We start from the raw sequence: 26,031 nt of genomic DNA, 5'->3' as shown, positions 1-26,031 counted from the left end.
CTCTCGCTTTAATCACCCAAGTTGCTGCTCAAAGAAAACCATCATTTATCATAAAATTCAGCCCTGTACTTCATTCACAAAAAAGAGATTTATAAACATGTGGTTACGCAATAAACCAGCTGCATTTTCGCTTTACCCCCTCGCCGTCATTTTTGCTTAAGGCAGAATATGATACTGTTCGCCACGTTTATTACAGCCGAATCCCGTTTGCAGGTCATTGACACAGTCTGCTAGTTTAAAACGGCAATAATGTAAGATATGTCGGGAAATAAAGTGTCATGGCAGGCTGTCCCGACCGCCGTCTTTGCCAGGCAAAGCATAAAAGACAAAAATTATTTATTGATTAAGATACCGCGATGTCTCTACTGATTACCGAACGATGCATTAACTGCGATATGTGCGAACCTGAATGCCCGAACCAGGCAATTGCGATGGGTGAGGCTATCTATGAAATTGATGTGAGCCGCTGCACGGAGTGCGTGGGTCATTACGATCTTCCAACCTGTCAGCGCGTTTGCCCGATTGATAACACGATCGTCATTGATCCACAGCACATCGAATCACGCGATGCGCTGTGGGATAAGTTTGTGCAGCTGCACGGTTAACTTTCGATGATCACCGTTGCGCAGGCATAGTGACGCTCATCTGCCAGCGTGACATGCACATGCTGCACGCCAAGACGTTGCGCCACCTCGGCGGCATGATCGAAGAAACGCAGCAGCGGTTTACCCAGCGCGTCGTTATAAACTTCGAACTGATTAAACGCCAGCCCGCCCCGAATGCCAGTACCAAAGGCTTTTGCCGCCGCCTCTTTAACCGCAAAACGTTTAGCCAGGAAACGAACCGGCTGACGGTGCTGTTGATATTGCTGCCACTCGGCCTCGCTCAGGACACGCCGCGCAAGACGATCGCCTGAACGTGAAATCACATCGGCAATGCGTTCTATTTCGACGATATCGCTGCCCAGTCCCAGGATAGCCATTAGCGACGCGCTTCTCGCAGCAGTGCTTTCATGGCTTTCACCGCCTCAGGCAGACCACTCATCACGGCACGTCCAATAATCGCATGACCGATATTCAGCTCATGCATCTCCGGCAGGGCGGCGATTGGCAGTACGTTGTGGTAAGTCAGCCCATGACCGGCGTTGACTTTTAGTTCACGGCTGGCAGCAAAGGTGGCGGCCTGACGGATACGTGCCAGTTCAGCGTCGCGCGCTGGGCCTTCAGGCGCTTCAGCATAGGCACCGGTATGAATTTCAATATAGGGCGCGCCGCTGGTCACCGCCGCCTCGATTTGGCGGTGATCGGGATCGATAAACAGGGACACCAGAATGCCCGCTTCGCTGAGCTGTTTCACCGCGGCGTTCAGCTTCTCCTGCTGGCCCGCGACGTCCAGTCCGCCTTCGGTGGTGACTTCCTCGCGCTTTTCCGGCACCAGGCAGCAGAAATGCGGTTTGATTTCACAGGCGATAGCCAGCATCTCCTCGGTCACGGCCATTTCGAGATTCATGCGCGTTTCAATGGTATCGCGCAGGATGCGCACATCCCTGTCGGTAATGTGGCGACGATCTTCGCGCAGGTGCACGGTAATGCCGTCTGCACCCGCCTGTTCGGCAATAAACGCCGCCTGTACCGGATCGGGATAATGGGTTCCACGCGCATTGCGAACGGTAGCGATGTGGTCGATATTCACGCCTAACAGTAACTCAGCCATGACAATCCTCGGTTCATTATGGTCATTGCGTTGAGTGTACCGCGCAGAGATAAGGCCAGGCTACGGTCAGTGCTCTGTCTCGTCAGAAATAGTGGGCTTTTTTTTCGGGGTAAACTGGCGAAAAAGCTCCTGGCTTTTTAGCGGCTTACCGCCCAGGTAGGGTTTGAGGGCCATACGCGTGAAACGTTTGGCTGCGCGCAGGGTTTCTGCATCCGGGAATTCGCGGGTAAACAGCGCCTGCAGTTCACGCCCGGTAAAGCTACGCTGGTTCAGCACCAGGCTGGCAATAAAGCCTTTCTCTTCACGGTAGCTGTAGGTCATGGTTTCGCTGACCGGTTCACCACTGCCCGCACAGTGCAGGAAGTCTACGCCATAACCCAAATGCCCCAGCAGCGCCAGCTCAAAACGGCGCAGCGCAGGCTCTGGTGATCCTTCGCCTGCCGCCAGCATCTGAATGCATTGCAGGTAGTCGAAAAACAGTTCAGAGAAGGGAATGTGCTGTTCCAGTACGCGAGATAGCAGCTCGTTAACGTACAGGCCGCAATATAGCGTGATGCCACTGAGAGGTAATGCCAGGGAGACCGCTTCAGCGTTGCGCAGGGTTTTGACTTCCCCACGCCCGCTCCAGCGCACCAGTAAAGGCGTGAAAGGCTGTAAGGTGCCTTTCAGCTGGGAACGCCGTGAACGTGCTCCTTTTGCCAGAACACGTACGCGGCCTTCACTTTCACTAAACAGATCGAGCAGCAGGCTGGTCTCGCTGAAAGGACGACTATGCAGCACAAAGGCGCGTTGCCAGCCTTCCATTTAATCAGAGATCGTCTGTGTAACCCAGGCTGCGCAGCGCACGTTCGTCGTCCGCCCAGCCGGATTTAACTTTGACCCACAGTTCGAGATGCACTTTCGCATCGAACATTTCTTCCATGTCTTTACGGGCTTCAATACCAATGGTTTTGATTTTGGCGCCTTTGTTGCCAATCACCATTTTTTTCTGCCCTTCACGCTCGACCAGAATCAACCCGTTGATATCGTAGCCGCCGCGATCGTTGGACACAAACTGCTCTATTTCAACCGTGACCGAGTAAGGCAGCTCAGCGCCCAGAAAACGCATCAGCTTTTCACGGATGATTTCTGAGGCCATAAAGCGCTGCGAACGGTCGGTAATATAATCTTCCGGGAAATGGTGATCGGATTCCGGCAGATGCTTGCGGGCAATGGCGGCGATGGTATCCACATTTTTACCGGTTTCTGCTGAAATCGGCACGATATCGATAAAGTTCATCTGCTGGCTCAGGAACTGCAGGTGCGGCAGCAGAATACTTTTGTCCTGAATATTGTCGACTTTATTGATCGCCAGCAGCACGGGCACTTTGCCATCGCGCAGCTTGTTTAATACCATTTCGTCATCTGGCGTCCAGCGCGTGCCGTCCACCACAAAGATGATGAGTTCAACGTCACCGATAGAACTGCTGGCAGCACGGTTCATCAGGCGGTTAATCGCCCGTTTCTCTTCCATGTGCAGGCCTGGCGTATCCACATAGATCGCCTGGTAGGCGCCTTCCGTATGGATACCCATAATACGGTGACGAGTGGTTTGCGGCTTACGCGACGTAATCGACACCTTCTGCCCCAGCAACTGGTTCAGTAAGGTGGATTTACCGACGTTGGGTCGGCCAACTATCGCGACAAAGCCGCTGTATGTAACGTTTTCGCTCATTCGAATCCTGAGGTTTTAGCGCCGGTTAAAGCGCCGGGATAATACTATTCCAGACCAAGTTTAATCAGCGCCTGTTCGGCGGCTGCTTGTTCGGCTTTACGGCGGCTGGAGCCTACGCCCACCACCGGTTCTGCCATGCCACTCACCTGACAGTGAATGGTGAATTCCTGATCGTGGGCTTCGCCACGTACCTGCACGACTAAGTAACTGGGTAGTGGCAGATGCCGCCCTTGCAGGTACTCCTGCAGGCGCGTTTTCGGATCTTTTTGTTTGTCACCCGGACTGATTTCATCCAGGCGGGTCTGATACCAGTCGAGGATCAGTTTTTCCACCGTTTGAATATCACTGTCGAGGAAAACGCCGCCAATCAGCGCTTCGACGGTGTCCGCCAGAATGGACTCACGGCGAAAGCCCCCGCTTTTTAATTCACCGGGGCCTAAACGCAGGCATTCTCCCAAATCGAACTCGCGCGCCATTTCTGCCAGCGTGTTTCCCCTGACCAGGGTAGCACGCATACGGCTCATATCCCCTTCATCCACGCGAGGAAAACGGTGATAGAGCGCGTTAGCAATCACATAGCTGAGAATGGAATCGCCTAAAAACTCAAGACGTTCGTTATGTTTACTGCTGGCGCTTCGATGGGTCAGGGCCTGCTGTAAAAGTTCAGAATGTGTAAAAGTGTAGCCCAGTTTGCGCTGAAGCTTGTTAATCAAGATGGGATTCATGCGATTCCAGTTCTGTTTTGCGTCTGTCACTCTGCATACCAAACAGGGCTGGAGAACCAACTCATTCTGTTTGGTGTGCAGTGGCCCCCACCCGGAGGGCCACCCTTTTCACCTGACTGTCAGGCTATGGTTAATGGATACCACCGATACGACTGAGTCGTACGCCGGTTGGCCACTGACCTTCTTGTTTTTCGAAACTCATCCAGATGGCGACCGCTTTACCCACCAGGTTACGCTCGGGAACAAAGCCCCAGTAGCGACTGTCGGCGCTGTTATCGCGGTTATCACCCATCATGAAATATTGCCCCTGCGGTACGACCCAGCTGGCCTGCGGCTGGCCGGGCTGCTGATAGTACATGCTCGCCTGGCTTTGTGCTTCTGTTACCAACAGGATGTTATGCGTCACGTCGCCCAGGGTTTCTTTGCGCGTCGCCAGACGTAATCCCCCCCGCATGGTGTCATTCAGCGGTAGCTGATAGAAACCGTTGCCCGCTTCGTTACCATCAAACCCGCTAAAGGTTTGAACAAATTTGCTGGGTTCAATATTGCTATAGGTGACGGGCAGCGCTTTGCTACAAGGCTTGCCGTTATCGCAGGCCGGATTAATGGTCAGCGTTTTACTGTACGGATCGTAGGTCACCCGATCGCCAGGCAGACCGATCACGCGCTTGATGTAATCCAGGCTGGGATCCTTCGGGTATTTAAACACCGCGATATCGCCGCGTTTTGGATGCCCGGTAGGGATCAGCGTGGTTTGCGTAATCGGATCTTTAATGCCATAGGCAAATTTTTCAACCAGAATAAAATCACCAATCAGCAGGGTTGGCATCATGGAACCGGACGGGATCTGGAATGGCTCATACACAAACGAGCGCACAAAGAACACCACGGCAAGCACCGGAAACACCGATGCGGCGGTTTCAATCCAGCCCGGCTTAGGGGCCATCTTCGCCAGCGCTTTGCTGTCGAGTGTTCCGCCCGCCTGCGCCTGCGCCGCCGCCTGCAACGTACGGCGCTTTGGTGCCCACTTAATACGATCGATCACCCAAAGAATGCCGGTAATCAACGTCGCTATCGCCAAACCTAGCGCGAACATATTAGCCATTTGAGATCCTTATTTGCTGTCTTTACCGACATGCAGAATGGCGAGGAATGCTTCCTGCGGCAGCTCAACGTTACCGACCTGCTTCATTCGCTTCTTACCATCTTTCTGCTTCTGCAACAGCTTTTTCTTACGACTCACGTCACCGCCATAACACTTGGCGAGTACGTTCTTACGTAGCTGTTTAACGGTTGAGCGAGCGATAATGTGGTTGCCGATTGCCGCCTGAATCGCAATATCAAACTGCTGACGTGGGATGAGCTCTTTCATTTTCTCAACCAGTTCACGTCCACGATAGGGTGCGTTATCACGGTGGGTAATCAGCGCCAGCGCATCGACACGTTCTGAGTTAATCAGCACGTCGACGCGCACCATGTCAGAGGCCTGAAAACGTTTAAAATTGTAGTCCAGTGAGGCATAGCCGCGTGACGTTGATTTCAGACGGTCAAAGAAGTCGAGAACCACTTCCGCCATCGGAATCTCATAGGTCAGGGCCACCTGGTTGCCGTGGTAAACCATGTTGGTCTGAACGCCACGTTTCTCGATGCACAGCGTGATGACGTTGCCCAGGTATTCCTGCGGCAGCAGCATATGACACTCGGCAATCGGTTCGCGCAGCTCTTCAATATTATTAAGCGGTGGCAGCTTCGAAGGGCTGTCTACGTAAACGACTTCACCGCTTGTGGTTTCGACTTCGTACACCACCGTCGGCGCGGTCGTAATCAAATCCAGATCGTATTCGCGTTCCAGACGTTCCTGAATGATCTCCATGTGCAGCAGCCCAAGGAAGCCACAGCGGAAACCAAAGCCCAGCGCCGTTGAGCTTTCTGGCTCGTAGAACAGCGAGGCATCGTTCAGGCTCAGCTTGCCCAACGCATCACGAAACGCTTCGTAATCATCAGAACTGATGGGGAACAGACCGGCATAAACCTGCGGCTTCACTTTTTTAAAGCCGGGTAAGGCTTTATCCGCAGGGTTGCGTGCCGTGGTCAGCGTATCGCCCACGGGTGCGCCAAGAATGTCTTTGATGGCGCACACCAGCCAGCCGACTTCACCGCAGTTCAGCTCGGTACGGTCAACCTGCTTCGGCGTGAAGATACCCAGACGGTCAGCATTGTAGACCTGCCCGGTGCTCAGCACCTTGATTTTGTCGCCTTTGCGCATAGTGCCGTTTTTCACGCGCACCAGGGATACAACGCCGAGGTAGTTATCAAACCAGGAGTCAATAATCAGCGCCTGCAAAGGGGCATCCGGATCGCCCTCTGGTGCCGGGATGTCACGAACTAAACGCTCCAGCACTTCCGGTACGCCTACGCCGGTTTTGGCTGAGCAACGCACGGCGTCGGTCGCGTCAATGCCTACGATGTCTTCGATTTCCTGCGCGGCACGATCGGGATCGGCGGCTGGCAAATCGATCTTATTCAGCACCGGCACTACTTCCAGATCCATCTCAATCGCGGTGTAGCAGTTGGCCAGGGTTTGTGCTTCCACGCCCTGTCCGGCATCAACCACCAGCAGTGCGCCTTCACAGGCGGCCAGTGAGCGGGAAACCTCATACGAGAAGTCAACGTGTCCCGGCGTGTCGATGAAATTGAGCTGGTAAGTTTCGCCGTCTTTTGCTTTGTAATCGAGCGTTACGCTCTGCGCCTTAATCGTAATGCCACGTTCACGCTCTAGGTCCATTGAGTCAAGAACCTGCGCGGCCATCTCGCGGTCGGTTAATCCCCCGCAAATCTGAATTAAGCGGTCAGAGAGCGTGGATTTACCGTGGTCAATGTGGGCGATGATGGAGAAATTTCTTATGTGCTTCATTTATAGGAATATCTTCACGTAGAGAATCAGTTAGAAACCTGAGCACAGACACATTCAGGAAGATCGCTCTTAACCCACAATCTTGTCAGCCTCATTAATGACGACGCATATTACACTGTTAAGGCCGCGCATAAAAGAATGGAACGTTGTGGAAGCGAAACAGTTTTTGGCGAGGCGCCATAATGACAGAAGCCGCAGCAAGTGCGGCTTGAGTGAGGATCAGGCTTCGCTTTCAACGCGCAGCGCGTCCGGCGGCAAAGCGATGTTCAAAATAACGGGCTGGAATGCCTCGCGATCGCCAAATTTCATCGAAATGCCTTTGGCCACGATAAAGCCCCCCACGCCGCCCAACAGCGCGCCGCAGGCCGCCGCGAGGTCGCTGCCAAACAGCGCCTGAAACAGGCCGGCAAACAGGAACAGACCAAACAGCGGCGTCATATAAACCAGCAGCGCGGAACCCAGCAGGCTGCTCTCTTTGATACCAAGTTCAACACGCTGGCCCGGCGTCAACGGCTTACTGCTGGCGATCTGCATCACGTGCGCGTTCTTTGGCCCCAGCTTATTCAGCATATGGCTACCGCAGCCTTTGCGTGCCTGACAGCTGTTGCAGGACGTTTTGGCTTCAGTGTGCAGCGTGGCGATGCCATCCTGCCATGCCACCACAGTGGCCCATTCTCTCATCATTTTTTTGCCCCGAATTCGACGCTGTCTGCGATACGTTTGGCCGTCACGGGCGGTAGTTCGCCGACGACCGTAATTTCGTTATTATCGCGTATTACGGTTTGCACCGTACGACGTCCCGTGCGCAATGTCTGTGCGGTGCTGTTTTTATCTGCCTGAGTGACATTGACCGCAAAGCTAAACAGGCCATCGCTGTAGAGCCGTGATTCAACCGATTTATTTAACGCGGGAATGGTGCGACGGCTTTGCGAGACCAGCGCCATGCCGGCAGGTAGCCAGGCGGGCTGCCAGTCTAACGAAACGTTATCGGTTTTAGTTAACGACAGCGACGGCGGCAGATTCGCTTTCTCCAGCCCCTGCATCAGATTGCGAACGCCGTCGTCCACCGCGAAGCTGATAACGCGAAACTGCTCCATCGTTTCACCATCCCGGTCAAGTAAATCGACCCGGAGCGGCAGCTTGGTATCCACGTCCAGCCAGACAACGTAGCTGTAGCGCGTGCCATCGCGTGAAACGATGCGCACGACGTCGCACATCTGGTCGGCAATGCGTGAACGGCCCACGGTGATAAAATCGTAGGCGGTATCCAGCTTGCCAAAGTCGGCGTAAATAATAGACGGTAGCGCATCCACAATGTGGTTGCCCGGTAGCGAGAAAGGCTCAATGCCAGGTTCAAAATAGCTGATATCGTTGCCGCGTTGAATCACTTCACGACGCGGACCGTCCATCTGCAACACCTGCGCATAAACGCGATCGTCGATAACCGCATGACGATAGCGCAGAGATTCCATGCCAAGGCGGGAAACGTTAATGTAGGCGAATTCGTAGTTGAGGGTCTGGCTTGCCTGCTCCATCTGCTGCAATAACGCCCCAGACGCAGAAACCTGCGCTGGGGCGGCAGATGACCACAACAGGCTGCCTGCCAGAAGGCTGACGGCATACCATAGCGGCTTCATTACTGCTGCTGCATTCCTAATGACTGATTACCAGGGACATTGGCCTGCGCTTGTTTAGGCGCATTGGTTTCGAACTGCAGCTGATCCGCATGCAGGCGACGCTGGAGTTCATAGTCCTGCAGCATGGCATTCACGCGACGGCGTTGATCCTGTACCTGCTGACTCGCATTACCGTTACCAAAGGCATCCGATGGCACGCCCAGGCTCACGGGAGAGGCTTTACCCATGACAGGTAAAGTGTTGAAGACCGGCGAATCAGAACTTTCGACGCTGCCGCTACCCGGTTGGTTATAGTGCTGAACGCCAACGATGACCGCCAGGGAAACACAGGCGGCAACACCAACCTGGGTAATCTGTGCCGCCCACGGGCGAACTTTATGCCAGAATGGCATTTTTTCCCAGCGAGAAGGTTCGGGCTGTGCTTCGGGGATCAAGGTTGTGACGTTGCGCTGAGGCTCTTTTTCAATCGCAGCAGCGACGCGTGCAGCAATGTCAAAATGCAGGTGCTCACCCACGTCACCGCGCATGGTATCGCGGATAAGATGGTAGCGCTCCCAGCTTTTTTGTAATTCTGCGTCTTTAGACAGCGCTGAAAACAGCTCATTGTCTAAAGCCTCACCATCCATTAAAGCGGAAAGTTTTTCTTTCTGCATGCCTAATACCCTTCCAGTAGCCGTTATCACTGACGTTGGATAAGCGGTTGAACTTTATTATCAATGGCCTCACGTGCACGGAAGATGCGGGACCTGACCGTGCCCACCGGGCAATCCATAATGACGGCGATCTCTTCATAGCTCAGACCGTCAAGTTCCCTGAGGGTAATTGCCATTCGCAAGTCCTCAGGAAGCGCCTCAATGGTACGAAAGACGATTTGTTTCAGTTCATCTGACAACATTAAGTTCTCAGGGTTCGAAATTTCTTTCAATGCACCCGCACTTTCGAAATTTTCAGCATCAATTGCATCAACATCACTGGAAGGCGGACGACGCCCCTGAGCGACCAAATAATTTTTTGCTGTATTCACTGCTATACGATACAGCCAGGTGTAAAACGCGCTATCGCCCCGGAACGAGTCCAGCGCACGATAAGCCTTAATAAATGATTCCTGAACGACATCAGGCACATCGCCTGAAGGGACATATCGTGAGACCAGGCTCGCCACTTTATGCTGGTAACGAATTACCAGTAAGTTAAACGCCTTTTGATCTCCCTTCTGAACCCGTTCAACAAGAACCTGGTCCGCTAACTGCTCGCTCATCCGAGGTAATGTCTCCCCAAATACTTTCTTATGCGTTAAGGAACTGCCAGCACACCGCTATTGAGCAAGCATGCGCTTTGAGTCATTGCGTGGCAAAAAGTTCACTCTCGGCCTCTTTTAAGCCACTTTGCGGCAAAATCACACAGTTTGTTCATTTTCGTTCAGTGTAACGCGCGCAAATCGCAGGCAGAGTAACCTATGACAACAGCTTTTTCATCCTTAAATCCTTGTAATCGATTAAGTTTGGTATAAAAAACCCGATTTAAACCTGCAAAACATTAACCTCTTGATATAACTAATAAATTAATTTTCAGACATGCATATTGCCGTGTTTATGTTCAAAATACTTCACAAAAAACGTCCAAACGCTTATGCTCGGTCCATTCTTGTTTAGTAAATTAAACACCATGACAACTTTCTCTTCCTCTGATTATCAGTGTGATGTCCTTATCGTCGGCAGCGGTGCAGCAGGATTGTCGCTGGCCTTGCGTCTGGCAAAGCATTATCAGGTCACCGTATTAAGCAAAGCGCAGGTCAATGAAGGCTCGACGCTGTATGCGCAAGGCGGGATTGCGGCGGTTTTTGACGAAACCGACAGCATTGATTCACATGTGGAAGACACGCTGATCGCGGGTGCAGGTTTGTGTGATCGGGCCGCCGTCTCCTTTGTGGCCAGTAATGCGCGGCACTGCGTGCAATGGCTGATTGATAACGGCGTGGCATTTGATACCGATCCTCAGGCTGCAGGCGAGATGCGCTATCACCTGACGCGTGAAGGCGGCCACAGCCACCGCCGTATCCTGCACAGCGCGGATGCGACGGGCCGCGAAGTGGAAACCACGCTGGTAGGCAAAGCGTTGCATCATCCCAATATCCGCATTCTCGAACGCACCAACGCAGTGGATCTGATTCTTTCGGATAAGCTCGGCCTGCCGGGCCCGCGCCGGGTGACCGGCGCCTGGATTTGGAACCGTAATCGTGAACGGGTTGAGACCTGCCGCGCACGTGCCGTGGTGCTGGCGACGGGCGGCGCGGCCAAAGTGTATCAGTACACGACCAACCCCGATATCGCCTCCGGTGATGGCATTGCGATGGCCTGGCGGGCGGGATGTCGCGTGGCTAATCTGGAGTTTAACCAGTTTCATCCGACCTGCCTGTTTCATCCCCAGGCACAAAACTTTCTGCTCACTGAAGCGCTGCGCGGCGAAGGAGCCTGGCTGGTGCGGCCCGACGGCTCGCGTTTTATGCCCGACTTCGATGCGCGCGCTGAACTGGCGCCGCGCGACATTGTCGCCCGCGCCATCGATCACGAGATGAAACGCCTTGGCGTTGACTGTATGTATCTGGATATCAGCCATCAGCCTGAAGCCTTTGTGCGTTCACACTTCCCGATGATCTACGAAAAACTGCTGACCTTTGGTTTCGATCTGACCAAAGACAGGATCCCGGTGGTGCCTGCCGCGCACTACACCTGCGGCGGCGTCATGGTCAACGCGCAGGGCCGCACCGATATCAACGGCCTGTATGCCATCGGTGAAGTCAGCTATACCGGCCTGCACGGTGCCAATCGCATGGCCTCCAACTCGCTGCTTGAATGCCTTGTCTATGGCTGGTCGGCAGCGGAGGATCTGCTGCGTGTTTTACCGGAGGTTGAAGCCGTTGATAACCTGCCGGCCTGGGACGACAGCCAGGTGGATGATGCCGATGAACGGGTGGTGATTCAGCATAACTGGCATGAGCTGCGGCTGTTTATGTGGGATTACGTGGGCATTGTCCGCACCACCAAACGGCTGGAGCGGGCACTGCGCCGCATTACCCTGCTGCAACAGGAGATAGACGAGTATTACCACCATTTCCGACTGTCCAATAACCTGCTGGAGCTGCGTAACCTGGTGCAGGTGGCTGAGCTGATGGTGCGCTGTGCGCTACAGAGAAAAGAGAGCCGTGGGCTGCATTTTATCCGCGACTATCCGGATTTGCTCCCTGAGGCCCAGCCTACCGTGCTGCAACCGGGTCAGGACATAAATAAATAGAAGTCACGCGTCAGGCTTTGCCAGGCGTCTGAGTACTGTCTGTCTGCATCGCGAATCGCCAGCCGCTCAAACAGGGTTTCCCCGGGGCTGGGTGAAAAGCCCAACAGAACCCGATGCGGGGGACGATGTGCGTACTCTGCGACATCAAAACGAAAGCGTAAGTGCCAGCCGTCAGCCTGTGCCAGGGCGATAACCTGCTGCCCTGTCGCTTCGGGTAAGACCACACAGAAAAATCCCTCTTCTTCGATCAGCGCGGCCGCACAGCGCAATAACGTCGGATGATCTAATGAACCGGTGGCACGTGCGCTGTCTCTTGCCGGGGTTGCGCAGGCCACGCCGGGATCAAAGTAAGGGGGATTACTGACGATAAGCGAGTAACGCGCTTCGCAGTTTTCAGCCCACTGGGCGATATCCTGTTGATGCACCTGCATACGCGCTGCCCACGGCGACTGCTGGATGTTTTCATGCGCCTGTTGCGCGGCGTCCGGATCTAACTCTACGGCATCAACCTCGACATTCGACGGGGTACGCTGGGCCAGCATCAGGGCTATCAGGCCCGAACCGGTGCCGATATCGAGAATCCTCTTTACCCCGGCGACCGGTGCCCATGCACCCAGCAAAATACCATCTGTGCCGACCTTCATCGCACAGCGGTCATGTGCAACAAAAAACTGCTTGAAGGTAAAACCATTCTTTTTTAATTGTGGCCGCGCCTGCGGCTTGTCCTGCATCATACTCAGCGACCATTCACCTTTTATCCTGCCGAACGGCAAGGCGTAAGTGTAACGTGGTGGGTTGGGGAATTCACGCCGTTGACGTAATCTGGCGCAGTCAATACCGATAAACAGATGAAGATTATGTTCGATCTGTCTATAATCAGCGCCCCAAACTGAGGTAGAACATGACCGTAACCACATTTTCCGAACTTGAACTCGACGAAAGCCTGCTCGAAGCGCTGCAGGAGAAAGGCTATACGCGCCCGACAGCAATTCAGGCTGCTGCCATTCCCCCCGCGCTGGAGGGCCGCGACGTTCTGGGTTCGGCACCTACCGGGACCGGGAAAACCGCCGCGTATTTATTACCGGTGTTGCAGCACCTGCTCGATTTTCCGCGCAAGAAGTCTGGCCCGCCGCGTATTTTAATTTTAACGCCAACCCGTGAGCTGGCCATGCAGGTTGCCGACCAGGCACGGGAACTGGCCAAACACACGCATCTGGATATCGCCACCATCACTGGCGGCGTGGCCTTTATGAACCACGCTGAAGTGTTTAGCGAAAATCAGGATGTCGTGGTTGCCACCACTGGCCGTCTGCTGCAATACATTAAAGAAGAAAACTTTGACTGCCGCGCCGTAGAAACCCTGATCCTGGATGAAGCCGACCGCATGCTGGACATGGGCTTTGCTCAGGATATTGAAACTATCGCGGGCGAAACGCGCTGGCGCAAACAGACGATGCTGTTTTCTGCCACGCTGGAAGGCGAGCATATCAAGGATTTTGCCGAGCGCCTGCTGAATGAACCGGTTGAACTGGAAGCCGATCCCAGCCGTCGCGAGCGCAAGAAGATCCAGCAGTGGTATCACCGCGCCGACGATCTTGAGCACAAGACAAAGCTGCTGGTTCATCTGTTAAAGCAGCCGGAAGTGACCCGCTCAATTGTGTTTGTGCGCAAGCGCGAACGTCTGCATGAGCTGGTCAGCTGGCTGCATGATGCCGGTATCCGCACCAGCTACCTTGAAGGTGAAATGGTGCAGGCTAAACGCAATGAGGCGATTAAACGCCTGGTCGAGGGCCGCGTTAATGTGCTGGTGGCGACCGATATTGCCGCACGCGGCATTGACGTCGACGATGTCAGCCACGTCATCAACTTCGATATGCCGCGCACCGCGGACACCTATCTGCACCGCATTGGCCGTACTGGCCGGGCCGGTCGGAAAGGTATCGCGATTTCGCTGGTTGAAGCACATGATCATCTGCTGCTGGGTAAAGTCAGCCGCTACGTTGATGAGCCGATTAAAGCGCGGGTGATTGACGAGCTACGTCCTGTTACGCGCGCGCCTTCAGCAAAAACGACAGGAAAGCCGTCGAAAAAGGCGCTTGCCAAGCGTGCAGAGAAAAAAGCGAAAGAAGAAGAGAAACCGCGCGTTAAAAAGCGTCACCGTGACCTCAAAAACGTGGGCAAGCGTCGCAAGCCGAGCGGCAGTACGCCGGGCAGCGAGAGTGCGGAATAAATCAGCACGGACTTAAAAAAATCGCCTCCAGTGAGGCGATTTTTGTTTTAAAAGGCCTGTAAATACGCGTTTAGCGTGATTTCAGACTCGAACTGGCGACCCTGGCCTGCCAGCCCAAACGCGCGCTGACCCAATTACATTTATCATATTGTTAATATTGATAAATTTTGCAGACAAGTGCAGCGTTTTATTTCAGCACCCGATCCGTTACAAACTTTCAGTAAAGGTGCGGGCAATCACATCGCGCTGCTGTTCCGCGGTCAGTGAGTTAAAGCGCACGGCGTAGCCCGAAACACGGATTGTCAGTTGGGGATACTTTTCGGGATGTTTTACCGCATCTTCCAGCGTTTCGCGGCGCAATACGTTGACGTTGAGATGCTGACCGCCCTCTACGCGAACCTGAGGTTTCACCTCAACCGGCACGTCGCGATAAGCCACGTCGCCTAACGCCCCAATCTTCACAATCTCATCCTCCTGATAGCCTGCAACGGCACAGAGGCAGCGCGCTTCGGCTTTTTCTTCGTCCAGCAGCCAGAAAGAGTTAATTAACGCCGGATTACTCGATTGGGTAATCTGAATACCTGTGATCATTTCAATCCCTCCTGCAAGGTGCGAACTTCGTCTACACCGTGACTCAGTCAATTTGAGCTGTTGGTATACCACCCGATGTCTGCCATAGTTTTGACCTGCATCAATTACAGCCGGGCGTTTTATCGCCACCCTGGTAAGCTTTTGATTTTAAAAACCCGTGTCGAGAAAATTTTGTTTAATTCTTCAAAAATTTTTGGGCTTCATGTCTGAAGACTGAACCGCTAAGCTTAGGGTTCGAAATACAAGGGAGTTGATCATGGCTGAAAAGCTGACCTGGCACGACGTGCTGGCCGAAGAGAAAGAAAAACCCTACTTCATTGAAACCCTAAAGCATGTCGCGAATCAGCGGGCCGCAGGCGTAACGGTTTATCCGCCTCAGAAAGATGTGTTTAACGCGTTTCGCTTAACCGAATTAGGTGACGTTAACGTCGTGATTCTGGGGCAGGACCCTTATCACGGCCCGAATCAGGCACACGGGCTGGCTTTCTCTGTGCTACCGGGCGTGCAGACGCCGCCGTCACTGCAGAACATGTACAAAGAACTGCAGCAGGACATCCCGGGATTTGAGCGGCCCAGCCATGGTTATCTGGCAAGCTGGGCGGAACAGGGCGTGATGTTACTGAACACCGTACTGACCGTTGAAGCCGGTAAAGCCCACTCTCACGCCCGCCTGGGATGGGAAACCTTTACCGATACGGTGATTAAAGCTATCAACGAACAGCGTGAAGGCGTGATCTTTCTACTGTGGGGCTCGCACGCCCAGAAGAAAGGCAGCATTATCGATCGCCAGCGCCATCACGTGCTGCAGGCGCCGCACCCTTCCCCGCTTTCAGCGCATCGTGGCTTCTTTGGCTGCCAGCACTTTTCTCAAACCAATGCGCTGTTACGCGATGCCGGTAAAACGCCGATTAACTGGACGCCAGTATTACCTGAGTAAACGCCATAAACACAAACGGCCGCGTCAGAGCGCGGCCGTTGCAGGGTAAGACAGTAATCAGGCTTTCGCTTTCGCCACGGCAACCATGGCCGGACGCAGCAGACGGCCGTTAAGCGTATAACCGCGTTGCATGACCATCATGACGTGATTAGGCTCGACATCTTCAGACTCCATCATTGACATCGCCTGGTGCACTTCAGGATTAAAGGGCACACCGGTTTCGCCGACCACTTCAACACCGAATTTACGCACCGCGCCCAGCAGGGATTTCAGCGTAAGCTCAATGCCTTCAACCATGGAGGCAGACTTCTCGTCTTCTTTGTTGGCCAGTTCCAGTGCACGTTCCAGGCTATCGATCACCGGAAGCAGCTCATTGGCAAACTTCTCCAGCGCAAACTTGTGCGCTTTTTCAATATCCATCTCGGTGCGGCGGCGAACATTTTCAATTTCTGCCTGCGCACGTAGCTGCGCATCACGCACGCCCGTCTGCAACTGGGCTAACTCAGCTTCAAGCTGAGCGATGCGCTCATCACGCGGATCCACCTCTACTGCTGTCTCCGCGTCCTGAGGTTGGTGTTGATCCTGTTGAATTTCGTCTGAGACTTGCTCGTTTGAGGTGTTCTGTTCTTTACTACTCATGAATTTCTCCGCGTTTTGCACATTCACGTCGCTGGTTGGCTTATTATGGGGATTGGTTTGACGGATTCAAGGGAACACGTCACATCATCGTGCCGATTTGGCTTATGAGGAACACCCACTCGATGAACAAACACTTTAACTGCATTGGTATTGTGGGCCATCCACGCCATCCTACCGCGCTCACCACACATGAGATGCTGTGTCGCTGGCTGACTGCCAAAGGCTATCCCGTTATCGTTGAACAGCAGATTGCACAGGAACTGTCGCTGGGGGATGTTCAGACCGGTACGCTGGCTGAGATTGGCCAACAGGCCGATCTGGCCGTCGTGGTGGGCGGCGACGGCAATATGTTAGGCGCCGCCAGAGTACTGGCGCGTTATGACATAAAAGTGATTGGCATTAACCGCGGTAATTTAGGGTTTTTAACCGATCTTGACCCCGATAACGCCCATCACCAGCTCGATGAAGTGCTGAACGGCAACTATTTTGTCGAAAGCCGCTTTCTGCTGGAAGCGCAGGTCTGCAAGACAGATTGCTCTCCGCGTATTGGCAGCGCCATCAATGAAGTGGTGCTGCATCCGGGCAAAGTTGCGCACATGATTGAGTTTGAAGTGTACATCGACGAAGTTTTTGCCTTCTCGCAGCGTTCCGATGGCCTGATTATTTCTACCCCTACCGGTTCCACCGCCTATTCGCTTTCCGCGGGCGGCCCGATTTTAACACCGTCGCTCGACGCCATTACCATTGTGCCCATGTTCCCGCACACCTTGTCGGCGCGCCCGCTGGTGATCAACAGCAGCAGTACGATTCGGCTGCGTTTCTCGGCACGGCGTAATGACCTTGAGATCAGCTGTGACAGCCAGATTGCGCTGCCTATCCAGGAAGGAGAAGATGTGTTGATTCGCCGTAGCGAAAATCATCTCAACCTTATCCATCCTAAAAATTACAGTTATTTCAATACGCTGAGCTCAAAACTGGGCTGGTCAAAAAAATTGTTCTGAAAATGAGCGCGCCCTCTTTACTGGATAAAAAACCAGTTTATACTGTATGAAAAACCATATGTGTTTATTCATACAGGTGACGCTATGCTGGCACAACTGACCATCAGCAATTTCGCTATCGTTCGTGAGCTCGACATTGATTTTCAACGCGGTATGACCGCCATCACCGGTGAAACCGGTGCAGGTAAGTCTATTGCTATCGATGCGCTTGGGTTGTGCCTCGGCGGTCGCGCCGATGCGGACATGGTGCGTCAGGGGGCCAGCCGTGCTGACCTGTGTGCGCGCTTTCAAATCAAAGCGTCGCCTTCTGCCCAGCGCTGGCTGAGTGATAATCATCTGGACGACGGCAACGAGTGCCTGCTGCGTCGCGTCATCAGCGCCGATGGTCGCTCACGCGGTTTTATCAACGGTACGGCCGTTCCTCTCTCGCAGTTACGCGATTTGGGCCAGTTGCTGATCCAAATCCACGGCCAGCATGCCCATCAGCTGCTGCTCAAACCCGATCATCAAAAGCACCTGCTGGATGCCTACGCCGGTCATGACGGCCTGCTCATTCAGATGCGGGCATCCTATCAGACATGGCACCAGAGCTGCCGTACGCTGGCGCAGCATCAGCAACAGGCGCAGGAGCGGGAATCCCGCCGTGAGCTGTTGCAGTATCAGCTTAAAGAGCTGAACGAGTTTGCGCCGGTAGCAGGGGAATTTGAGCAGATTGACGAAGAGTACAAACGCCTGGCCAATAGCGGCCAGTTGCTGTCAACCAGCCAGCAGGCGCTTCAGCTGCTAGCCGACAGCGACGACACCAATCTGAACAGCATGCTGTACAGCGCGCGTCAGATGCTGTCTGAACTCACTGCGATGGATGACAAGGTCAGCGGGGTTTACAACCTGCTGGAAGAAGCCGCCATTCAGCTGAGCGAAGCCAGTGACGAACTGCGCCACTACTGCGACAGTCTGGATCTGGACCCGAACCGCCTCTATGAGCTGGAACAGCGTATCTCCCGACAAATCGCGCTGGCCCGCAAGCATCATGTGACACCAGAGGGCCTGCCCGCCGTGCATCAACAACTGCTGGATGAAGCGGAACTGCTGTCACAGCAGGAAAGCGATCAGGAAAGCCTGCAGACGTTGGTAACCGAACACTACAAGGCTGCCCTGGCGTGCGCGGAGCAACTGCACGCGCAACGCAGCCGTTATGCAACCGAGTTACAGCAGCTGATTACCCAGAGCATGCATCTGCTCTCGATGCCGCACGGCCGCTTTGCCATTGAGCTGATTTTTAACCCGGAGCAACTGACCGCCGACGGCGCCAGCCGCATTGATTTTCAGGTAACGACCAACCCCGGACAGCCGTTGCAGCCGTTAGGTAAAGTCGCCTCTGGTGGTGAACTGTCGCGTATCGCGCTGGCGATTCAGGTTATTACCGCGAAGAAAATGGAAACGCCGGCGATGATTTTCGACGAAGTTGACGTAGGAATTAGCGGTCCGACCGCCGCCGTGGTCGGTAAGATGCTGCGCCAGTTAGGTGAATCTACCCAGGTGATGTGCGTAACCCACCTGCCGCAGGTTGCGGGTTGTGGCCATCAGCATTTCTTTGTCAGCAAGGAAACCGATGGCGAAATGACCGAAACGCATATGCAGCCTCTGGATAAGCGCGCACGCCTGCAGGAACTGGCGCGGTTACTGGGCGGCAGCGAGGTCACCCGCAACACACTGGCTAACGCGAAAGAACTTTTAGCGGCCTGATATGCACTTTTTTACCACAGCGTGGTCATATGCATGCTCTGTAGAGGTTTCCAATAGCGAAAAGGTTTATTATCATCGACAGCTAATGTCGCCTGAATAATAAAGCCTGCCGCAGGCAGAGTTCAGAATTTGATGGCAGAAGAACAGCCTGTAAAAGGCGTTTCGCCCCGGAAAAGGAATGTATAGATGCGCTGTAAAACGCTGACTGCCGCGGCAGTGGTAATGTTAATGATGACCGCCGGATGTTCCACTTTAGAGCGCGTTGTTTATCGCCCCGATATCAATCAGGGCAACTATCTGGTTGCTAACGATGTTGCCAAGATTCACAACGGTATGACTCAGCAGCAGGTTGCCTATACGCTGGGTACGCCAATGATGAAAGATCCCTTTGGCAGCAATGTCTGGTACTACGTCTTCCGTGAGGAGCCAGGCCACGAGAAGGTGAAACAGCAAACGCTGACCCTGACCTTTGACCGTAGCGGCGTACTGACCAACATCGATAACAAGCCCACGCTGTCTTCACAGGATAATTAATCCAGGACGCCAGGGTCGTTACCGATAAGCGACTTAGCATCACCGAACGCAGTAAGAGCGAACGTAAAAGACAGAACGTACAAAGGCGCTTAATCAGGCGCCTTTTTCATGCTCAGAAATCGCAACGAGAGATTATTTTTTACTGCTTGCCGCGCGCTCTGCTCGTTGACGACGAAGCTCTTTTGGATCGGCAATCAGCGGACGATAAATTTCAACCCGGTCGCCTTCATGCACGGTATCGCTCAGTTTTACCGGATGGCTGTAAATCCCCACCTTGCTGCTGGCGAGATCGATTTCAGGCCGCAGTTCCAGCAAGCCTGATTGGCGGATAGCCTGTTCAACCGTGCTGCCCTCTTCCAGTTTTACGTAATGCTGATACTGTTTTTCAGGCAGGGCGTACACTACCTCGACAGAGATATCAGGCACTGTAAACCTCTTTGGCGCGCTGGGTAAAGGCCTGCACCATGCTGTTGGCCAGCTCTTTAAAGATTCGACCAAATGCCATTTCGACCAGCATGTTGGTGAACTCAAACTCCAGGCTCAACTCGACCTTGCAGGCATCATCCCCGAGATCGATAAAGCGCCAACCGCCGGTGAGCTTACGGAACGGCCCATCGACCAGTTGCATATGAATGCTCTGGTTGTCAGTCAGCGTATTTCGGGTGGTAAACGTTTTGCTGATGCCCGCTTTCGACACATCGACTGACGCCGTCATTTGATTCTCTGAGGCATCCAGTACGCGGCTTCCGGTGCAGCCCGGCAGGAATTGCGGGTACGCATCCACATCATTTACAAGTTGGTACATTTGTCCGGCGCTAAAGGGGACAAGCGCCGAACGACTAATCTGAGCCATAATGGTTCCTGTTCGTCACAAAACCGCTAAATAATAGCATTTTCAGCGATTAAACAAAAATTCCTCGTTGCCATGGTGTGCTAGAATACCCTGTTTCCTGCTGCCCCGCTGGACTGGGGATGCGATAACCGACCAAGTGATGTAAAATACGCGGCATTATGACAAAGAAAAAAGCACACAAACCCGGTTCTGCCACCATTGCCATGAACAAGCGCGCCCGCCACGAATACTTCATTGAAGAAGAGTTCGAAGCCGGCCTGTCGCTACAGGGATGGGAAGTTAAATCACTCCGCGCGGGTAAAGCCAACATCAGCGACAGCTACATTCTGCTGCGCGACGGTGAAGCTTATCTGTTCGGCTCCACCTTTCAGCCGCTGGCGGTGGCTTCATCGCACGTGGTCTGCGATCCTACCCGCAGCCGTAAACTGCTGTTGAAGCAGCGTGAGCTGGACTCACTTTACGGCCGTGTGAATCGCGAAGGCTATACCGTTGTGGCGCTGTCGCTCTACTGGAAAAACGCCTGGTGTAAGCTAAAGATTGGCGTTGCTCGCGGTAAGAAAGAGCACGACAAGCGCAACGACATCAAAGATCGCGAATGGCAAATGGATAAAGCGCGTATCATGAAGAACGCCAGTCGTTAAACACTGGATTTCGATACGCTTTTTTGCTAGTATTTGAAGTTCTGGGGCTGATTCTGGATTCGACGGGATTGTGAAGCCTTAGGAGCATGCCGAGGGGCGGTTGGCCTCGTAAAAAGCCGCAAAAAAATAGTCGCAAACGACGAAAACTACGCTTTAGCAGCTTAATAACCTGCTTAGAGCCCTCTCTCCCTAGCCTCCGCTCTTAGGACGGGGATCAAGAGAGGTCAAACCCAAAAGAGATCGCGTGGATGCCTTGCCTGGGGTTGAAGCGTTAAACTTAATCAGGCTAGTCTGTTAGTGGCGTGTCTGTCCGCAGCTGACCGGCGAATGTAAAGACTGTACTAAGCATGTAGTGCCGACGGTGTAGTAATTTCGGACGCGGGTTCAACTCCCGCCAGCTCCACCAAAATTCTCCATCGGTGATTACCAGAGTCATCCGATGAAGTCCTAAGAGTCCGCACGGCGCAAGCCCTGCGGGCTTTTTTGTGTCTGTAACCTTCCGAGGCGATCCGCCTGAATCCAGAGATAATTGGTACACGAATTGGTACACGTTATAATGTGTACTAAAAACGTGTACCAATTATGGACGGAAACCAGTCATGGCGCGGATGACACGCCCACTCACCAATAACGAAATCCTCAAAGCTAAGCCTCAAGAGAAAGACTTCACACTGCATGATGGCGATGGACTTTTCCTGCTCGTCAAAACATCAGGTAAGAAGCTGTGGCGTTTTCGCTACCAGCGACCAAATAGTAGTAGCCGCACAAATCTGAGCCTAGGCTCTTACCCTGCCCTGACGCTCGCTGTAGCACGCCAGATGCGTGACCAGTATCTGTCGCTACTTGCGCAAGGGATCGACCCGCAAAAACAGCAAGAGGAAGTATCAGAGCAACGACAAATTGAGCTGGATAGCATTTTTTCAGTTGTGGCCGGAAAATGGTTCCAGCTTAAGAGCAAAAGCGTTACCGAAGATTATGCGAAGGATATTTGGCGATCGCTGGAGAAAGATATCTTCCCTTCCATTGGTGAGATTCCTGTTCAAGCACTCAAGGCCAGAACGATCGTTGAGGCATTGGAGCCGATAAAAGCTCGCGGGGCGCTTGAAACAGTCCGTCGCTTGGTTCAGCGTATCAACGAAATCATGATTTATGCGGTAAACACTGGCCTGATTGATGCTAATCCAGCATCAGGAGTTGGCATGGCCTTTGAAAAACCAAAAAAGCAAAACATGCCGACACTGCGGCCAGAAGAATTACCCAAGTTAATGCGTTCTTTGGTAATGTCGAATCTGTCCGTTACGACTCGCTGCCTTATTGAATGGCAACTCCTGACTCTGGTACGCCCTTCTGAGGCCTCTGGTGCTCTGTGGGCAGAGATTGATCGCGATGCAAAGATTTGGACAATTCCGGCAAAACGAATGAAGGCCAAACGTGAGCACATCATACCTTTATCGCCTCAGGCATTGGAAATTCTGGATGTGATGGAACCTATCAGTGCTCACCGTGAACATATCTTTCCGAGCAGGTATGATCCAAAAAGAGCTATGAATAGCCAGACAGCTAATGCTGCTTTAAAACGTATTGGGTTTGGAGGTAAGCTCGTAGCTCATGGATTAAGGTCAATCGCAAGTACAGCAATGAATGAGGCTGGCTTCAATCCTGACGTAATAGAATCAGCATTAGCTCACACTGATAAAAATGAAGTTCGTAGGGCTTATAATCGATCAATTTATCTAGATCAGAGGATTGATTTAATGAATTGGTGGGGTAAACAAGTGAGTAAGCATAAGGAGTTAAGCTAATGGATAAAGAGTTCCCTTGCAAAGCTTCAAATATTTATGACAAAAACATAAATTTTTTGTTCGGTTCAGGAGCCTCTGCTGCATACATACCTACTTTATGGCTAGATGATGACACAACATATGAAACCTTACTCTCACACGATGATGTTAAAGGTAAAACTGATGTAGAAAACTACATATTAAGCGCCTATTACAACAGCATTATTCATAAAACATTTTGCATTGAGCCAGAACCGATATCCAAGAAGTTCTCTAAAACCTTACAAGATTACAATAGATTTTTGTACGAACTGGTTTCTCTATTGGAAAGAAAAGGCTCGAATCAAATTAAAAGAGGAAACATCTTCACTACAAACTATGATCTCTTTTTTGAAACAGCAGCTGACATCGCGCTCAACAAAAAAAGCTTTTATTTTAATGATGGTGCTCTGGGGTTTAGAGAGCGAAGCCTAAATATTAGTAACTTCCATTTATCGCACTGGCACCAAGGAACTCACGATTTATATAAACAAGAGGTTCCAACAGTCAACATAATCAAAATGCATGGGTCGGTATCTTGGAATAAAAATAATGAGCAAAAAATTAACATCGCTTACCCCAAGATGGCGCCAGAAAAAACAAATTTAGAGTGCAATATAACCATAAAGGACTTTACCAAGAGTTTTAACAATACAGATGAAGACCTTTCTGATTACTTGGATCTTAGTCAAAAAGATATTGAAACCCTTTCTGAATTTAGAGTTCAATATAACAGGTTAGCAATAGTTAGCCCTACAAAAGAAAAGTTTTCTGAGACTGTTTTTCAGCAACATTATTATCAAAGCCTTAGACTTTTAAGTTATGAACTTGAAAAACCACAAACTGTTTTAATCTGCTTTGGTTTTTCATTTCAAGACGAGCATATTTTAGAAATAATTAAGCGTTCTCTCAGCAATCCAACATTGAAAGTTTTTGTATTTTGCTACAGTAAAGATAGTCGACGCTCCATAAATGAAACAATTAATGATTCGAGAATATCATATATTTACCCTAAAAATGATGCGCATAACATTTCTTTCGATGCTTTCATAGATAGAATTTTTACATCTGACAATGGAGATTGGATTTCATGGACGGATTGAATGTTGGCTATGTTACTCAAGTAAAAGGGACGATGGTTGTCGTGAAAGTTGATCATGCTTTGTATCAATCAACATACTTTCATCATGGTAAAATCCTTCGAGGTATAACTATCAACGAGTTCGTCCTAATTCGCAAGGGTTATCAGGATATAGTCGGAAAAATAATCGGTGAAGAAATCATTGAGAACTTTAATGTTCGACAAGATGAGATAGAACAAAAAAAATATGACAGATTCATTGAGCTAAGCATACTAGGTTATTTTTTTGAAGACCGGTTCTATTCTGGCATTAAATTCCTTCCAATGATAAATGACCAGCTTTATTTGATATCAGATGAAAAAATCTCTGAAATTTACAACTTCAGGAAAGGAAAAAACACACCTCTAATTAATATAGGGAAGTCTATTCTTGAAGAGTTGCCAATTAGCATTCCTATCAATGGTGTATTTAACTCGCACATAGGTATTTTTGGTAATACTGGCAGTGGGAAATCAAATACTTTGGCAAAACTATATCATTCACTTTTAACTCTCATTAAGGACAATGACGACTTTAAGCGAAAATCAAAAATTGCAGTCATTGACTTCAATGGCGAGTATGGAACTTTAGCTAAAACCTTTCCAAACATTACCAGCATCTTAGAATTGAATACTAAAAACCCTCAAGATAAGTTACATTTTTCCGAAGGTGAATTTTGGGACGATGAGTTGTTATCGGTTTTATTTTCAGCAACTGAAAAAACTCAAAAGCCATTCCTCACCCATCTTGTGAGAAACAAGAGTAATTACGATAACGACCTTGAAACTTATCTAAAAAGAACTATATCCCTCATGTTTGGAACTAATCAACACAGGGAAACCATTAACTTACTCAAAGGCTTAATTCCTTATTTCAGCGAAGGGGAACAAAAGCGAATCGCCGATGAATTGGCTCTTTTTTCTTGGCATTCAAACGCTAATAAATACGAGCATCCAAATGGATTCATCAACAAACACTCTGATGCATTGCCCCAATTGACTTGCACCTATAATACCTCGATAGCAGTAAGCAATGTTTTTGATGAAATATTCATACGTTCAACTTTACAACTAATAAACTCCGTATCTAAAAACTACGTTCAATATGAACACATATCACCACTAATAAACAAGATCACAGCAACAGGCCCATCCTTATCAAAGGTGATTGAAGTAACAACGCAAGAAAAAAAAAGGCTTCCACTTTCCATTATATCGTTAAAGAATTGCAATCAATCTACAAAAAAAACAATCCCCATGATGATTGCCAAGTGTTCTTTTTTAGAACATAAATCAACAGACAATGATTGTGAAAGCTTCCATTTAATTATTGACGAAGCTCATAACATTTTATCAGAAAGTTCAACAAGAGAGGCTGAAAGCTGGAAAGATTACAGACTGGAATTATTTGAAGAAATAATCAAAGAGGGTAGGAAATTTGGTTATTTTGTAACTATTTCCAGTCAGCGCCCTTTTGATATATCACCTACAATCATATCTCAATTACATAATTATTTCATACATAGATTAGTAAATGAGAATGATCTTTTTCTGTTGAAAAATACGTTAAGTACTCTTGATGCAGCATCGAGATCATTAATTCCTACACTTCCTCCCGGAGCCTGCATAGTCTCAGGAACAGCCTTTCACACTCCATTGATTGTTCAAATGGAAAGGCTTACTGAAGACACAGCTCCGCAGAGTGATACATTAAGTCTTGAAAATTTGTGGGGACTTTCTTAGACGCGCGCAATGCTATCCCCGCCACGCCTGCCCGCTTTATGCATCGTTTTTCATGCAGATGCATGATGCGGTTAGAGCCGCGCCCGGTATGGCCTGAACGGGGAGAAGCGGTGCATGATTTTGCATGCAGATCCATTCACGCTTTGCATGCATCACTCTTTACAAAGCTGCTGACCAGAAAA

General features: G+C 51.1%; 27 protein-coding genes and 1 other RNA gene. 12 read left to right on the top strand and 16 right to left on the bottom strand.

Translation table 11 applies throughout. The features are described from left to right. Nucleotides 1-356 precede the first annotated feature (356 nt). Nucleotides 357-605 carry a YfhL family 4Fe-4S dicluster ferredoxin gene (locus GKC68_RS06115; protein ID WP_013026763.1) on the top strand — a complete coding sequence of 83 codons (249 nt, stop codon included), beginning with the start codon at nt 357-359 and terminating at the stop codon, nt 603-605. On the opposite strand, the gene acpS is transcribed toward GKC68_RS06115, so the two are convergent. From acpS to rpoE, 11 genes are all read right to left on the bottom strand, one after another. Further along, entirely contained in the window at nt 602-982 is a 381-nt protein-coding gene (acpS, locus tag GKC68_RS06110; protein ID WP_006120525.1) for a holo-ACP synthase, read from the bottom strand. The genes GKC68_RS06115 and acpS overlap by 4 nt on opposite strands. Further along, nucleotides 982-1,713, bottom strand: a complete 732-nt coding sequence (gene pdxJ, locus GKC68_RS06105; RefSeq protein WP_342656675.1) for a pyridoxine 5'-phosphate synthase — start codon at nt 1,711-1,713, stop codon at nt 982-984. The genes acpS and pdxJ overlap by 1 nt, the downstream gene beginning before the upstream one ends. Before the next feature lie 66 nt (nt 1,714-1,779). After that, entirely contained in the window at nt 1,780-2,517 is a 738-nt protein-coding gene (gene recO, locus GKC68_RS06100) for a DNA repair protein RecO (protein ID WP_028725219.1), read from the bottom strand. Between the two features lie 4 nt (nt 2,518-2,521). After that, nucleotides 2,522-3,427, bottom strand: a complete 906-nt coding sequence (era, locus tag GKC68_RS06095; protein ID WP_028725220.1) for a GTPase Era — start codon at nt 3,425-3,427, stop codon at nt 2,522-2,524. Between the two features lie 44 nt (nt 3,428-3,471). Further along, nucleotides 3,472-4,152, bottom strand: a complete 681-nt coding sequence (rnc, locus tag GKC68_RS06090; RefSeq protein ID WP_014594336.1) for a ribonuclease III — start codon at nt 4,150-4,152, stop codon at nt 3,472-3,474. A gap of 130 nt (nt 4,153-4,282) precedes the next feature. Beyond that, the gene (lepB, locus tag GKC68_RS06085) at nt 4,283-5,257 is read right to left on the bottom strand and encodes a signal peptidase I (protein WP_206116258.1); all 975 of its coding nucleotides are present in this window, start codon (nt 5,255-5,257) and stop codon (nt 4,283-4,285) included. A gap of 9 nt (nt 5,258-5,266) precedes the next feature. Next, a complete protein-coding gene (gene lepA / locus GKC68_RS06080) occupies nt 5,267-7,066 on the bottom strand; it encodes a translation elongation factor 4 (protein ID WP_028725223.1) in 1,800 nt (599 codons plus the stop codon). Nucleotides 7,067-7,285: 219 nt separating this feature from the next. Further along, complete coding sequence (rseC, locus tag GKC68_RS06075) at nt 7,286-7,750, bottom strand: SoxR-reducing system protein RseC (protein WP_013026770.1); 465 nt, start codon at nt 7,748-7,750, stop codon at nt 7,286-7,288. Next, a complete protein-coding gene (rseB, locus tag GKC68_RS06070; protein WP_028725224.1) occupies nt 7,747-8,703 on the bottom strand; it encodes a sigma-E factor regulatory protein RseB in 957 nt (318 codons plus the stop codon). Before rseB ends, rseC begins: the two co-directional genes overlap by 4 nt. After that, on the bottom strand, nt 8,703-9,356 hold the full coding sequence (rseA, locus tag GKC68_RS06065; RefSeq protein WP_028725225.1) for an anti-sigma-E factor RseA: 654 nt from the start codon (nt 9,354-9,356) through the stop codon (nt 8,703-8,705). Before rseA ends, rseB begins: the two co-directional genes overlap by 1 nt. A 26-nt stretch (nt 9,357-9,382) precedes the next feature. After that, nucleotides 9,383-9,961, bottom strand: a complete 579-nt coding sequence (rpoE, locus tag GKC68_RS06060) for an RNA polymerase sigma factor RpoE (RefSeq protein ID WP_006120509.1) — start codon at nt 9,959-9,961, stop codon at nt 9,383-9,385. Between the two features lie 371 nt (nt 9,962-10,332). Here rpoE and nadB point away from each other — a divergent pair, with 371 nt between their 5' ends. Continuing rightward, on the top strand, nt 10,333-11,994 hold the full coding sequence (gene nadB, locus GKC68_RS06055) for an L-aspartate oxidase (protein WP_342656674.1): 1,662 nt from the start codon (nt 10,333-10,335) through the stop codon (nt 11,992-11,994). Here the strand turns inward: nadB and GKC68_RS06050 are convergent. Then, the gene (locus tag GKC68_RS06050) at nt 11,976-12,728 is read right to left on the bottom strand and encodes a tRNA1(Val) (adenine(37)-N6)-methyltransferase (RefSeq protein WP_028725227.1); all 753 of its coding nucleotides are present in this window, start codon (nt 12,726-12,728) and stop codon (nt 11,976-11,978) included. The genes nadB and GKC68_RS06050 overlap by 19 nt on opposite strands. Nucleotides 12,729-12,895: 167 nt before the next feature. Here GKC68_RS06050 and srmB point away from each other — a divergent pair, with 167 nt between their 5' ends. Further along, nucleotides 12,896-14,224 carry an ATP-dependent RNA helicase SrmB gene (gene srmB, locus GKC68_RS06045; RefSeq protein ID WP_014594342.1) on the top strand — a complete coding sequence of 443 codons (1,329 nt, stop codon included), beginning with the start codon at nt 12,896-12,898 and terminating at the stop codon, nt 14,222-14,224. Nucleotides 14,225-14,431: 207 nt separating this feature from the next. Here the strand turns inward: srmB and grcA are convergent, their stop codons facing one another. Beyond that, nucleotides 14,432-14,815 carry an autonomous glycyl radical cofactor GrcA gene (grcA, locus tag GKC68_RS06040; RefSeq protein ID WP_028725228.1) on the bottom strand — a complete coding sequence of 128 codons (384 nt, stop codon included), beginning with the start codon at nt 14,813-14,815 and terminating at the stop codon, nt 14,432-14,434. A 256-nt stretch (nt 14,816-15,071) separates the two neighbouring features. On the opposite strand from grcA, the gene ung reads away from it, so the two are divergent. Continuing rightward, nucleotides 15,072-15,752, top strand: a complete 681-nt coding sequence (gene ung, locus GKC68_RS06035) for a uracil-DNA glycosylase (protein WP_014594344.1) — start codon at nt 15,072-15,074, stop codon at nt 15,750-15,752. A gap of 57 nt (nt 15,753-15,809) precedes the next feature. Here the strand turns inward: ung and grpE are convergent, their stop codons facing one another. Continuing rightward, nucleotides 15,810-16,391 (bottom strand): nucleotide exchange factor GrpE, encoded by a 582-nt coding sequence (gene grpE, locus GKC68_RS06030; protein WP_342656673.1) that lies wholly within the window; start codon nt 16,389-16,391, stop codon nt 15,810-15,812. A 122-nt stretch (nt 16,392-16,513) separates the two neighbouring features. Here grpE and nadK point away from each other — a divergent pair, with 122 nt between their 5' ends. From nadK to bamE, 3 genes are all read left to right on the top strand, one after another. Continuing rightward, nucleotides 16,514-17,392, top strand: a complete 879-nt coding sequence (gene nadK / locus GKC68_RS06025) for an NAD(+) kinase (RefSeq protein ID WP_015699721.1) — start codon at nt 16,514-16,516, stop codon at nt 17,390-17,392. A gap of 84 nt (nt 17,393-17,476) precedes the next feature. Further along, nucleotides 17,477-19,138 carry a DNA repair protein RecN gene (gene recN / locus GKC68_RS06020; RefSeq protein WP_342656672.1) on the top strand — a complete coding sequence of 554 codons (1,662 nt, stop codon included), beginning with the start codon at nt 17,477-17,479 and terminating at the stop codon, nt 19,136-19,138. 186 nt (nt 19,139-19,324) lie between these two features. Then, nucleotides 19,325-19,672: an outer membrane protein assembly factor BamE gene (gene bamE, locus GKC68_RS06015; RefSeq protein WP_110957477.1), complete on the top strand. Its 348-nt coding sequence runs from the start codon at nt 19,325-19,327 to the stop codon at nt 19,670-19,672. A 132-nt stretch (nt 19,673-19,804) separates the two neighbouring features. On the opposite strand, the gene GKC68_RS06010 is transcribed toward bamE, so the two are convergent. Both GKC68_RS06010 and GKC68_RS06005 read right to left on the bottom strand, forming a co-directional pair. Beyond that, nucleotides 19,805-20,098 (bottom strand): RnfH family protein, encoded by a 294-nt coding sequence (locus tag GKC68_RS06010; protein WP_288430853.1) that lies wholly within the window; start codon nt 20,096-20,098, stop codon nt 19,805-19,807. Further along, on the bottom strand, nt 20,091-20,525 hold the full coding sequence (locus GKC68_RS06005; protein ID WP_006120491.1) for a type II toxin-antitoxin system RatA family toxin: 435 nt from the start codon (nt 20,523-20,525) through the stop codon (nt 20,091-20,093). The genes GKC68_RS06010 and GKC68_RS06005 overlap by 8 nt, the downstream gene beginning before the upstream one ends. Before the next feature lie 158 nt (nt 20,526-20,683). Here GKC68_RS06005 and smpB point away from each other — a divergent pair, with 158 nt between their 5' ends. From smpB to GKC68_RS05980, 5 genes are all read left to right on the top strand, one after another. Beyond that, on the top strand, nt 20,684-21,166 hold the full coding sequence (gene smpB, locus GKC68_RS06000; RefSeq protein WP_047715397.1) for an SsrA-binding protein SmpB: 483 nt from the start codon (nt 20,684-20,686) through the stop codon (nt 21,164-21,166). A 43-nt stretch (nt 21,167-21,209) separates the two neighbouring features. Next, nucleotides 21,210-21,572: a transfer-messenger RNA gene (gene ssrA, locus GKC68_RS05995) on the top strand. A gap of 193 nt (nt 21,573-21,765) precedes the next feature. Beyond that, nucleotides 21,766-22,968, top strand: a complete 1,203-nt coding sequence (locus GKC68_RS05990) for an integrase domain-containing protein (RefSeq protein WP_342656671.1) — start codon at nt 21,766-21,768, stop codon at nt 22,966-22,968. Then, nucleotides 22,968-24,089: an SIR2 family protein gene (locus GKC68_RS05985; protein WP_008926726.1), complete on the top strand. Its 1,122-nt coding sequence runs from the start codon at nt 22,968-22,970 to the stop codon at nt 24,087-24,089. Before GKC68_RS05990 ends, GKC68_RS05985 begins: the two co-directional genes overlap by 1 nt. Next, the gene (locus GKC68_RS05980) at nt 24,077-25,849 is read left to right on the top strand and encodes an ATP-binding protein (RefSeq protein WP_342656670.1); all 1,773 of its coding nucleotides are present in this window, start codon (nt 24,077-24,079) and stop codon (nt 25,847-25,849) included. Before GKC68_RS05985 ends, GKC68_RS05980 begins: the two co-directional genes overlap by 13 nt. The last annotated feature ends 182 nt before the right edge of the window (nt 25,850-26,031 follow it).

It is taken from the genome of Pantoea sp. RSPAM1, assembly GCF_038816185.1.
GTDB lineage: Bacteria > Pseudomonadota > Gammaproteobacteria > Enterobacterales > Enterobacteriaceae > Pantoea > Pantoea ananatis.
Note: the sequence above shows the minus strand (reverse complement) of the source record. Positions and strands in the feature narration are given on the sequence as shown.